The organism is Hydrogenophaga bisanensis, assembly GCF_042665135.1.
In the GTDB taxonomy this organism is placed as follows: Bacteria; Pseudomonadota; Gammaproteobacteria; order Burkholderiales; family Burkholderiaceae_C; genus Hydrogenophaga; species Hydrogenophaga bisanensis.
Genome location: NZ_JBHTBX010000015.1, coordinates 63,443 through 74,471 on the forward strand (window position 1 = coordinate 63,443; position 11,029 = coordinate 74,471).

Consider the following 11,029-nt stretch of genomic DNA (forward strand, 5'->3'; position numbering starts at 1 on the left):
GGGCGGGGTGACCACACCCCTTGGGTAGGTCACAAAAGCGTTTCTGTGGCGAACTGAAGAAGATCGTCCGTCGTTGGCGTGCCCCAGGTTTCCAGTCCAAGCCAAGTGTAGAAAGCTACCAGTGCGCCCTTGCCGCTTTTTGCCTTGATCTTCAAGCCCGCAGTCTGCTGCTGCTGGTTGTAGCGCTCGATGAGGCCCGCCTGGTCGCTCTCGTCCAGTTCCTTGAAGTAACCCTCTGCGTCCTTCATCTGTTTGGCCATGTACCGATCTCGCAGTTCATCGGGCTTGGATCTACGCGGCTTGGGCTCTTGCTTGGGTGCGGTGACAACCTTCGCGTCTTCTGCTTCCCATCTGCCCTTCAGGGCGGCACGAAAGTATGCGGCAGGCTTGTCCAGCTTGGACGCTTTCTTGTCTTCCATGCGCCTTTTGGTCAGGCTCAGGGCGTTTTCCACCGACTCAACACTTTGATCACGCAGGAGCTTTTTTGCTTCGCTCTGCTGCAGACCGAGTTTGACGAGCTCCGCCACTAGCAGCATGGCTTTTTCACTGTCGATGGGCGCGTCAATCACCTCTGGTGCGAGTCTGACGACTTCAAAGGCAATGTTCTCGACTCGCCTGCCAGCTATCGTCTCCTTCAGGGTGACATTGAGGTCACTATTGGCATTGATCTCAGCGATAGCTGGCTTGAGGACCTTTGCCTTGAAGTACTTGTACTCCACATACGTAGTGACTTGCTTTCCTTCACCCAGGAGAAGGTCCCTCATCTTCTCCCATGGAATCATGCTCGTGCGGCCGATGCGCTCAAAGCGAACGCAGTGTTCGTAGAGAGCAAGTGTTGCGGCTCTCTTGAACTTGCGCATGATCTGCATGTCGATCAGCGCATACATTTCCGGGTTCAGCACCTGTTGCTTCAGGTCCTTGTTCACCCTGTAGCGCACTTGATCGTTGCTGATCTCGAAGTCCGTGAAGAGCACAGATGCCTTCAACCATGGTCCCCTGGCCGCTGTCGACAGGACGTCCCACTCGTAGACGATTCCCATGAGATCGTATGTTGACTCCCTCAAGTACTCGCGGTTCTTGGAGTCGAATCCGATGACTCTGGCCAGTTCCGCAGTCCGCATGCTCCACCAACCATCGGCGTCCTCGTTCGTCACATGCGCGTTCCACAACAGGGCATTCTGTGTTTTTCGCTGGACGAATGTCATTGGTCCACGCGATTTGCTGTGGACGACCTGAACAGCCTTCTTGTATGGCTCTGGTAGCGGAGCTTGCTTGAACAGGCTGAACTGGTTGGTGGACGGTTCCTTGCTCATACGACCATTATGGTGGAAAGCAGGCTTGTTTTCGTACACCTTAGGGTTCTTGATCGTTCCCTTCTGGTCACCTCGCAGAGCCGCAGCACGTTGTGTTTAGAACACTCTTTAATCCCTTTAATACCTTTAGACCTCTCAAACCCTAGTGTTTATGCGGGCTCCAAGGGAGTTTGGTGACCATTTATGGGTGTTGAGGTGACTTTTCATGGGTCTTCAGGTGTGTGGATATGGGGTTTCGGTGACCACCTATGGGCGTTGAGGTGTGTGGATATGGGTCAAAGGTGACCATCTATGGGGCAGCCTGTTCCTCACTATCCTTGTCCTCTGTTTTGTAAGGTTCTGTTGGGATCATCCAAGGGCGGATGCCCTGTGGCCTTGACCATTTTCAGGTTCTGGTTCTTCGTCCAGGTGACCAAGTATGGGTCCCTTATACGGTGACCATTTATGGGGAGTTTCTAAGGTGACCGTTTATGGGGGGAGACACAGGCCTTCCTCTGGACTGCTGGTCCAAGGATCGACTCTCATTCTTGATTTGTAGCCGTCAGAGGTGACCGTTTATGGGTGCTTGCGATGGTGACCATTTATGGGGCCTTCTGGCATGTCCTCTGACCCTACGAATCACCGGTCGACCTTGGTCCTCACTCTAAGAGATCTTCTTTGGTGACCATTTATGGGGTGCTTCTTTGGTGACCATCTATGGGTCATTTTCGTTCCCCGCATCAGGATGCTGGAGACGCAAAGTGACTTTTGCTGTCCTTCAGGCGATCCTTTGGTGACCATTTATGGGGAGTTGGCAAGGTGACTGTTTATGGGTCAGAGCACCCTTTGTAGGTCACGATTTTTCGCTTAATGGTGACCGTTTATGGGTCGCTTTTAGCCCCGGTGAGCCACTCAAGCACTTTTGAGGTGACCGGTTATGGGGGGTGAAGCGATGCACCAACCTGCTGCTTTTGCCCAAAGGTGACCGTTTATGGGTGCTTTTTCGCATCCATCCAGCCATAGCTGAGGTGGAAAGTCACTTTGAAAGCTGCGTCACAGGGAGTAGCTTTCAGTCCAAGTCGTTGATTTTGTTGGGTTATAAGACATCGACACGGTAAGGTGACCATTTATGGGGTGTTTTGTTTCCCCATAAACAGTCACCTAAGCCTGCGACGTCACTGCCCGGCGGAGTTTTTCAGGATCGCCTGAATCTGCTCACGCAGGCCTTCTAGGGAAGCTTCATCCAGGCCCTTGATCTTCAGCTCGATCTCCCCTCTCTGTGGCACGACCTTGATGTGTCCCCTGGTGCCTTTGTAGGCGACTGGAGTGGTTTCCCCGCGAATGCGCTGCTTGGGCCCTTCGAGCTTGCTTTTGATCAGATCGATGACCTGGCTTCGACTCAGTTCTTTCTGCTGGATCTGCTGAACGATCTCCTCAGCGATGGCCTCCAGCTTCTCTTGATCTTCGCCCTCCCCTTTGCGGCTGAAGATCATGCTCACTTCGTAGGCGATCGACAGAGCTGATGTCTGCGGGCTCTCTGTCATGATCCGCTGCAAGGTTGCGGGGATTCTGTTCAGTGCGATTGTTTTGGAAAACGTGGCGTTGCTCGTCTTCAGGGCTGCGATCAGGTCGGCGGTCGTGGGAAACATGCCCTTGTCCAAGAGCTCCTGCCACCGCACAGCATCGTCAAATGCCGTCTGTACGGAGCGCCGAATGTTGACTTCTCGCGAGTTCAGGTACTCAGCGCTTGGGGTGAGCGGCGGCTCGACGATCTTGACATCAAGGGTGTCAATGTTTCCTGCAATGCAGGCGTTCAGACGCTTTCCACCGTCAACGATGACAACGTGATCACCCTGGACATAGCCAATGGCAGGGACCTGTTGTCCGCTTTGCCGTATCGATTCGGCGGTTTCGTCAACTTCGCCTTGGTTGTAGTACACGCGGGCGTTGAACTCACTGCGCTTGAGCCTGCTGATCGGCAGACGTACGGTTTGGCCAGGTGAAAGCTGAGCTAGCTCTGGCGAAGCCGTGCCCATCACCATCGGGACTGGAGCAATGGATTCACGCTCAGCAGTACTCTCGCCCGCCGGAATGTTCAGTGCCTTGAGCATCGCGGATGCATCCTGGTTTGCACTAAGTGCCCCAAGGAACGGCTTGATCTTCTTTGCGCTCATGACATTTCTCCTCAACCGGCGTAGGCGCCAAGTGCTTCCTGAATGGCCTCGACAAACTCAGCCTCGGCTTTGTCGCGTGCAGAAGCTGGCATCTCGAAGATGCTCTTGCCAGCCTTGTGTGCATCGCGCCAAACGCGTCGATCTTTGAGCGTCGTTTTGAGGACCACACCTGTGGGTACTGCCTGCGTCAGGGCATCGATGGCGTCCTGGCCTTCACTGCTGTTCCACACATTTGGTACCGCATTGACCAGGATGCACAGAGGAATACGTCCGCTCTTGTGCTTGTCATTGATCGTTGCGAAGGCTTGCGCCATGCGAAGCGTGGAGGCCAGATCCCCCTGCCCTACTTTCGTTGGAGAGATCCACAAGTCGGAAATGCGAGCCAGCTCAGCGAGTCGGTCGTAGTCACGTGCACCCACATCAACGATCACCGCGTCGTATTGAGTGGAGAGCTGAATGATGGTGGGTGCAGGCTGAACAGTTGCCTCCACGACGGTGAAGGTCTCCTGTAGCTGCATGTGGGATCGCATGGCTTGCCACTGGGCAGAGGTATGCGTGGTGTCTGTGTCGACCAGGATCACCTTCGCTGGCCTCTTCTTCTTGGTCACAGGATCTGGGACAGCTTGGTTCGCGAAAAAGGCCGCGAGGTTGAACGCCAGCGTGCTTTTACCTACGCCACCCTTCTCTGCACCAATGGTAATGATCATATCAATCACTAATAAACGGTAGTTAAACAAAGATGTTTTGTTGGACTCAATTATATTTTTCAAATGTCTGTTTGTCTAACGATAACAACTATTTTTTACGATATCCGTCCTCGTTGTGTCTGCATGGCTACGGTCTTTGGTCTGACGCGTTTGGGCAAGGCTTGGCAAAGACTCCTGCACATCGTGGTTGCTTCAGGCAATGATCAGTAGACAGGCCGTTCTGTAGCGCCCATGTCTCTTATGTCTTCGCAGAGTTTTCACCGGTGAAGACGAGGCATTCTGCGGACGATGTTTCCGAAGAGTGAGCGGAGGAAAGGGCTTTCGTTGAGCTGGTGTAGGGTTGCTTGTGAGTCCCGCGCTCGATAGTGCTTCGACTTTTCACCGGTGAAAACGCGGTCCATACATGGCGATGCGGTGGCGCCTTCCCCAAGGTTGCTGGCCGATGAATGCCGGTGACTCGATGTGCAGTTGGGCGAGTGTTGATGCATGGGAGGCTGCCCTTAGCTTTTCACCGGTGAAAAATCTGGTCTAGTGGTGTGTCGGCTCAGCGAGGTGTGGGTCGAAGCCAAGTCAGCAGATGGTGGTGCGACACGCTCCCGGCATGGAGGTGGGGCGGAGACTGTCGTTCTGCGCGCTCTGTTGAGGGGCGCCTGTGGTTCAAGGTTGATCTCCGTGGTGACTTTTCACCGGTGAAAAGGTGATGGCTGCTTTAGGCTGTTGGTTGAGCAGTCATGGTCCAGCGCGTCATGACGGTGGTGGGTCGCCTGGAGTCATCGCCAACTGACTCAAGTCGACGACATGTATTCGTTTTCACCGGTGAAAACGAGGGCGCTCCCGATGGAGGGGTGTGGCTCGACGCCCCTGTTGGTGCATGAGGTGATGAATCGATTCCCTGAAGTGTCTAGGTCGAGATTCCAGGACTCCACTTTTCACCGGTGAAAACGGAGCCTTCAGGTCTGGGGTGCCGTGAGTGTTTCACGTCAAGGCGCGAACGTGGTGGTGCATTCGCGGTGAAGGTGTTGTCGAACGCACTTCAGGGTTTTCACCGGTGAAAGCGGGCGTTTGGGCTAATTGCCGTCTTTGCGTGTTTCTGTGGAGTGTGAGGTAGAGGCCTGGCCAGACAATGTTCGAGCGATCGATGGGATCATGGTGGTGATCGAGCACTGTCGCGTATCCCAAAGAGAAACCCCCATTTTCACCGGTGAAAATGGGGGCAGGGTGCCGAGTACTCAGGGATCTGGGTTTTCTACCAAACGCGCCCCAGTGCTCCTTCCAAGGGCCGCCGCAGGCGGCCTTTGGTGGGAGGTGAAGGGGCGCAACGCTTGGCCTAGTGGGGCGCGCTTTGCTGCTGGACGTATTGCTTGATCACGGCAAGGGGCGCTCCTCCGCAGCTGGCGACGAAGTAGCTTCGGCTCCACAGCGCGGGCTTCCAGTAGAACTTCTTGAGATACGCCGCGTGGTCGCGGCGCATCAGCCGGGCAGTGACAGTCTTGAGGCTGTTGACGGCCATGGACAACGCCACCTTGGGCGGCAGCTCGAGGAGCAGGTGGAGGTGGTCGGCCTCGCCGTTGAACTCGAGTAGCGGGCCTTCCTTGAGCTGGAGGTGACGCTCGCATATCTCCCGCAGCTCGGCGAGCATGGCGCCCGTCAGGCACTTTTTCCGATACTTTGTCACAACAACCAAGTGGTACTGGAGCGAATAAGTATAGTGGTAGAGGGTCTTGAACGCTTGCTGTGGCATAAAGAAGCTCGCTATCGGTTACACACATCCTTTTCGATAACCAAGTGACCTCCGTCCGCCGCAAGGCCACCTTCCGTTTGTACCCAAACGCCGCCCAGGAGGTGGCCCTGGGGCGAACCCTGGTGGCGCACTGCAAGCTGTACAACACGCTGCTGGAGACCGCGCGGCTGCGCTACAAGGCGGGCCTGCCCGCCTTCACCCGCACCAGCGTGAACGAGGCGACCCGGCTCGTGCGCAACACGCAGGACTGGATAGCCCAGCGCACCACGGCCCAGTCGGTCCAGGTCACCGGTGAGCGCCTGGTGCGCGCGTTCGATGCGTTCTTTCGGCGTCTGGCCGCCGGCCAGACGCCGGGCTACCCGCGCTTCAAGAGCATCGAGCGCTACCCCGGCTGGGGCTACAAGGCCCACGGCGACGGCTGGACGCTGTTGCGCAAGGGTGCGGGCTTTGGCGCCGTTCGCCTGAGCGCCGTCGGCACCGTCTCGCTGCGGGGGCGCGCCCGCTTCGAGGGCGTGCCTAAGACCGCGGAGGTCTTTCGCCAGGGCCACAAGTGGTACCTGAGCGTGACCTTTGAGGTGGCCGAGACGGCCGTTGCCCGCCAAGGCGGGCAACAGAGCATGGCATTCGACTTTGGCCTGACCACGCTGCTCACGCAGGTGGTCGGAGACCCGATGGCGGGCGAGGTCCAGACGGTGGAGAACCCGCGCTGGCTCAAGCGCAAGCTCCAGGCCATCCAGGAGACCCAGCGCATCATCAGCGCGCTGGAATCCAAAGTCCCCAAGAACGCCAAACCCAGCTGCGCGCTGCTGATGGCCTACGTCCGGCGCCGGCGGCTTCACAGCCAGGTGGCGCGCCAGCGCAACGACTTCTATCACCAGCTCAGCGCGCGCCTGGTCGCGCGCTTCGGCCTCATCGTGACCGAGGAGCTGGCTCTGACCAATCTGGTGCGCGCGCCCAAGGCGCGCCCCAACGAGGGCGCAGCGGCCGATGAGCCGCAGTACCTGCCCAATGGAGCGGCGGCCAAGGCAGGCCTGAACCGTTCCCTCTTGGACGCCGCCCCCGGTGGCTTTCTCCAAAAACTTCGGTACAAAGCGGAAGAGGCTGGTTCGAAGTTCATCGAAATCCCCACCCGCGCGGTCAAGCCGACCCAGCGCTGTCACTGCTGTGGAGCGGCCAGTCCCAAACGGCTGGATGAGCGCCGCTGGCGCTGCGCCTGCGGCGCAGAGCACGAGCGCGACGAGAACGCCGCTCGGACCATGCTGCGGTACGCCTATGAAGGCGTCTGGTGGGACAAACTCGGGTCAGGAACTGGCCCGGTCGCGCAAGGCGCGACCAGAAACTTTCACCCAAGCGCAAGCTTGGGTGGAGTAGTTCATAGCAAACCGTAGGTGGCAGCCCTGATGAGGGCTGCACCCTTGTTACGCGCATTCAGCTTGGACTGAATACGATCCCAGTAGTAAATAACCGTTCTTTCCGTGGTCTTGAGACGGTCAGCGGTTTCCTTCGCTGTGAGGCCTTCAGCTCCAGCGCGAAGCACAGCACGCTCACGGTCGGTGATCTCAAGCTTGATGTGAGGAAGGGCCATCCGCAAGACGGGGGAGAGGCCCATCACGGCATAGGTCACCTCTGCAGCGGCCTGCCGGTTCGACTGCTCTGTACCCATGAAGACGAAGACCTCATAGCCACAGTCCATGGATGTAGCCAAGTCCACCCGAACGAAAGAAAGTACGCCCGCCTCTGCGCAACGCCGAGTCCAAGGCTTGCCTTCGTCAGCGTGGTTGCTCAGGTTCACGTAGGCGGCTGCAGGGGAGAGCGCATCACGCCATGCGCGTCCGTAGTCGTCGCTCTCGGCGAGCAGTTGACCGACCGTCCGGAATCTCGCTGGATGACTGGCGTAAAGAACTCTTCCAGCTTCCCGATCGCCGTCGTCTGGACCGAGCACCACAATACCCAGGGCATGGATGTGGGACAGAGATCCTAGCAAGTCGTTGAGATGTTCTGCCTCGAAATCGTCTGCACCGGTGCTACCCCGGTTAGCTTCGGCAGACGATGAAAGATCAAGCATGTTCATCGCTGTCCTCACCCTTGCATACTGCGAGTCACAAGGCTCTTGAGATCGTTGGGCAGTCCCGACTTGAGTAGAGCAGTGCTCAATGCGTCGCGGTGGATGGGTGACTGTTTGACGAAGCTGCCGATGCGTTTTAGAACCGTATCGACATCGGTCACCCCGACGCTTTGTTCCTTGAGATAGCGGCGCATCGCTTCGCTGGGCTCTGCACGGTTGTCAATGGTTGTTGCACTGAGGCTGGTATGGCTGGCAGCAAGGTCTCTCAGGAGCGAATGTGCTTCGTCTGCTGGGGCGATGATGTCATCGAACCCGTAGACGTCCGCTGTCACTGGCTTGTGAGGGAGGTCGTAGACACCGCAGTAAAGGGTGGGGTGCTCGTGGATGATCTCCGCCTCGACTAGCGGAGGCTCGCCGTTCAATTCAAGTTCGCGGTGAATCTCGCTGGTCAAGATGAACTGACCAGAGCGGATCCCGTCAACGTCAATGCCTCGTAGACCGTCTTCAGACGCGATTTCTGCAAGCTGCTCCAGTGAGTCAGTGGTTTCCAGTTGAAGCCACTGAAGCGGGCCGTCGTGCGATAGACCCAGCAGCCCAAAGGGGCGACCGATCACCACATATTCGTCCCACATGAGTTCGTCGATCTTTTTGGTGAGAGCGGCTGCGACCGTTGGTGTGTCCAGCAGGTCCTTGTTCTCCTGGGACAGGGTAGGGCGCAGCATTTGGCCAATGTGAGCGCAGACGGTCGAGTGCATCTCATCGCAGGCCTTGCGCAGCACCGTCACGAGATCGCGCTGGTCTTTGGGAATGAAGCGCTGGATGAGGCCGGCATTGAACGCAGCGACTGCCACGTTGTAGTCGGCTTCGCCCGTCAGCAAGATGCGACGGCCTGGCCAGGCGCCCAAAGTACGGATCATCTCCAGGCCGTTCATGACGGGCATGCTGTAGTCGACGACGACCACCGACGTGAGGTTGAACCGCGACCAGGACGAAAAATGGCTCGCAATCACCCGACTGGCCATGCCGAATCGACGCTCGTTGAAATCCGGCGCTGCCGGTTCAGCTAGTAGTGCTTCCAGCTTTCTCCAGTGAACCCCCTCGGCCTCCATCCGGTAAACCGCAGTCTCAGGGGAGGTGGAGAAGTACCTTGAATGCGTAAAGGGGAGGCTCTTTCTCAGTGCCTCGAGGAAAGAGCCCTTGTCGTCGACATAGAGAACGCGCTGGGGGGTCTTGAGCAGGGGGAATGTCATTCGGGAGTCCCTTGTAGTCTGGGTAGCCTGACCGAGAACGTGGCCCCGCGGCCAGGTGCTGAGTCGACATCGATTTCGCCTTTGACGCTACGCACCACCTGGTCGACGAACGATAGGCCAAGCCCATGTCCGTGGTTTTGATTGGAGGTCACGAAAGGCTGGAAGATGCGCTTGTGGTCTGCCTTGTCGATGCCGACACCGTCATCTGAGACGGCGATAACGCCCCACGGGCCATGCACGTCCAGGCGGATCCTTATTGAGCCTGGAGCAGGGGAGGGCGTTGCTTTTAGCAAGGCGACGTGAGCGTTCTCAAGAAGGTTGCTTAGTACCTGCTCCAGCGCTGTCTGGTTGATTCGGGTCGTGAAGGTGTGGACGGCCTGAACCTTGATGAGGCCGCTTCGCCCAGGTTCAGTCTGCTCAAAGTTGTGAACGCTGCGACCCACCACCGAGGCTGCATCAACGTCTTCCGTCGACTGGAAAACCTGCTCACTGTTGGCGTTGGATAGGTGAAAACGAACGAGGTTTTGGATCCGATGCACGCCACGATCAATGTCCGCCACCACGTCGACGAGATCGGTGTAGGACGATCGGTCAATGCGATTGCGGTGATGGAGGGCATCGAGACGGGCGCTGAGTCCTTGCACCAGCAGGGCGATGCTGGCCAGGGGCGTTCGGAACTCGTGCGCCGCCACACCCAAAGCTCTCAGATGGCTACGCTGTCGCACATCCCGCACGTCCACGTCGATGGCGTGGGAGAGCGTACCCACCAGCACAGCAAAGAGGTAGATGGTCAGACCTTCACCGGTGAAGGCACCGCCGACCGCCTCCTCGAATGGGATGCCTTCGACGACCGGTACAAGAATGACGGATGCCAGCCATGAAACGCCGATCCCAGCGACAGCGAGGCGCCAATCTGTGGCGCTGAGATAGAGGAGGGTGAGGACACAGCTAGATGCGATCCACCAGTCGTTCGAGCCGTTGGCCAGGGTGAACCATGCAGCTACAAATGCCGTTTCCAAGGTGAGGATGAGGTAGTAGCCAATTCGCAGAGCCTTGCTTTCGATGTCGAAACGAAAGGACATCCAGACCAGCACGCCCCCCAGCAACGTGTTGAAGCCGCGAAGCCAGAGGTTTTCGTAGGGCTGCGGGTACAGGTAAGTCCAGATGTACCAGATCGGCAGGTGAGCCAGCATGGCCACCAGACCGTACACACGCACCCGTGTCATCGAGTGATCTTTGATGTACTCGATTGGCCCAAACAACGTTTCGCTGATGGCGTGCCGGAGGGACATGAAGGGGAGGGTGGTTCTTTCGGGTGTACTCGGGCAGCTTGTGTGAAACCGGTACACCCTGTAGGTCTGCGTGCCGGAGAGACCCGCTACCTTATGGTCCATATCGACATCAACGACGAAAACTTGCAGCGGTGCGCCCAAGCGCTGAAAGCAACGAATTGTATTTGTACTGCCGGCCAAGGTGGGGTGCATGCAGGGCGCGATCTTGCCCCCGTCCGAAGTGCAGTTCCTAGCCCTTGGGTTTCCCCTGCAGCGCACTTTTGTCAGGGCTGAGCAAGTCGAGGACTGTGGCTAGGAAATCGGCAACACGTCGATCGCCTGGCGTACCTACTGTGCTGAGCGGCAGTGGACTCGAGTAGAGCTTTGCCACCATGAGCCAGCGGTAGCGAGAAGGGCAGGCCGGCATCTTGTGAAGGCAAAAGAACTCGACCTCTTCAAAGGCTTCTCGCATGCGGTCCCACTCAACGTCGGGTGCACTGCCGAAGCTGCGGCCGAACAGCACGTGAGC

Annotated in this window: 9 protein-coding genes; 1 reads left to right on the forward strand and 8 read right to left on the reverse strand. The window is 57.7% G+C overall.

Annotation, left to right across the window (positions count from 1 at the left end; all coding sequences use genetic code 11):
* Positions 1 to 29: 29 nt before the first annotated feature.
* The 4 genes from ACFQNJ_RS17285 to tnpA all read right to left on the reverse strand — a co-directional run bounded on the left by ACFQNJ_RS17285 (position 30) and on the right by tnpA (position 5,914).
* Positions 30 to 1,313, reverse strand: a complete 1,284-nt coding sequence (locus ACFQNJ_RS17285; protein WP_382259797.1) for a replication initiation protein — start codon at positions 1,311 to 1,313, stop codon at positions 30 to 32.
* Between the two features lie 1,154 nt (positions 1,314 to 2,467).
* Positions 2,468 to 3,466, reverse strand: coding sequence for a ParB/RepB/Spo0J family partition protein (locus ACFQNJ_RS17290; RefSeq protein WP_382259799.1), 999 nt, complete (start codon positions 3,464 to 3,466; stop codon positions 2,468 to 2,470).
* An 11-nt stretch (positions 3,467 to 3,477) separates the two neighbouring features.
* Positions 3,478 to 4,236: a nucleotide-binding protein gene (locus ACFQNJ_RS17295; RefSeq protein WP_382259801.1), complete on the reverse strand. Its 759-nt coding sequence runs from the start codon at positions 4,234 to 4,236 to the stop codon at positions 3,478 to 3,480.
* A 1,264-nt stretch (positions 4,237 to 5,500) separates the two neighbouring features.
* On the reverse strand, positions 5,501 to 5,914 hold the full coding sequence (gene tnpA / locus ACFQNJ_RS17300) for an IS200/IS605 family transposase (protein WP_382259803.1): 414 nt from the start codon (positions 5,912 to 5,914) through the stop codon (positions 5,501 to 5,503).
* Between the two features lie 44 nt (positions 5,915 to 5,958).
* Between tnpA and ACFQNJ_RS17305 the strand changes: the two genes are divergently transcribed.
* The gene (locus tag ACFQNJ_RS17305) at positions 5,959 to 7,302 is read left to right on the forward strand and encodes an RNA-guided endonuclease InsQ/TnpB family protein (RefSeq protein WP_382259805.1); all 1,344 of its coding nucleotides are present in this window, start codon (positions 5,959 to 5,961) and stop codon (positions 7,300 to 7,302) included.
* Here the strand turns inward: ACFQNJ_RS17305 and ACFQNJ_RS17310 are convergent.
* From ACFQNJ_RS17310 to ACFQNJ_RS17325, 4 genes are all read right to left on the reverse strand, one after another.
* Positions 7,287 to 7,985 carry a helix-turn-helix transcriptional regulator gene (locus tag ACFQNJ_RS17310; RefSeq protein WP_382259807.1) on the reverse strand — a complete coding sequence of 233 codons (699 nt, stop codon included), beginning with the start codon at positions 7,983 to 7,985 and terminating at the stop codon, positions 7,287 to 7,289. The two genes, ACFQNJ_RS17305 and ACFQNJ_RS17310, sit on opposite strands and share 16 nt — an antisense overlap.
* An 8-nt stretch (positions 7,986 to 7,993) precedes the next feature.
* Positions 7,994 to 9,229: a response regulator gene (locus ACFQNJ_RS17315; protein WP_382259809.1), complete on the reverse strand. Its 1,236-nt coding sequence runs from the start codon at positions 9,227 to 9,229 to the stop codon at positions 7,994 to 7,996.
* Positions 9,226 to 10,521 carry a sensor histidine kinase gene (locus tag ACFQNJ_RS17320; protein WP_382259811.1) on the reverse strand — a complete coding sequence of 432 codons (1,296 nt, stop codon included), beginning with the start codon at positions 10,519 to 10,521 and terminating at the stop codon, positions 9,226 to 9,228. Before ACFQNJ_RS17320 ends, ACFQNJ_RS17315 begins: the two co-directional genes overlap by 4 nt.
* Before the next feature lie 229 nt (positions 10,522 to 10,750).
* A partial coding sequence (locus tag ACFQNJ_RS17325; RefSeq protein ID WP_382259813.1) for a hypothetical protein occupies positions 10,751 to 11,029 on the reverse strand: 279 nt, incomplete at its 5' end.

Excerpts from the sequence above, each read along its gene's own strand:
- ACFQNJ_RS17285 (WP_382259797.1), bottom strand. The coding sequence starts at position 1,313 with ATGAGCAAGGAACCGTCCACCAACCAGTTCAGCCTGTTCAAGCAAGCT.
- ACFQNJ_RS17290 (WP_382259799.1), bottom strand. The coding sequence starts at position 3,466 with ATGAGCGCAAAGAAGATCAAGCCGTTCCTTGGGGCACTTAGTGCAAAC.
- tnpA (WP_382259803.1), bottom strand. The coding sequence starts at position 5,914 with ATGCCACAGCAAGCGTTCAAGACCCTCTACCACTATACTTATTCGCTC.
- ACFQNJ_RS17310 (WP_382259807.1), bottom strand. The coding sequence starts at position 7,985 with ATGAACATGCTTGATCTTTCATCGTCTGCCGAAGCTAACCGGGGTAGC.
- ACFQNJ_RS17315 (WP_382259809.1), bottom strand. The coding sequence starts at position 9,229 with ATGACATTCCCCCTGCTCAAGACCCCCCAGCGCGTTCTCTATGTCGAC.
- ACFQNJ_RS17320 (WP_382259811.1), bottom strand. The coding sequence starts at position 10,521 with ATGTCCCTCCGGCACGCCATCAGCGAAACGTTGTTTGGGCCAATCGAG.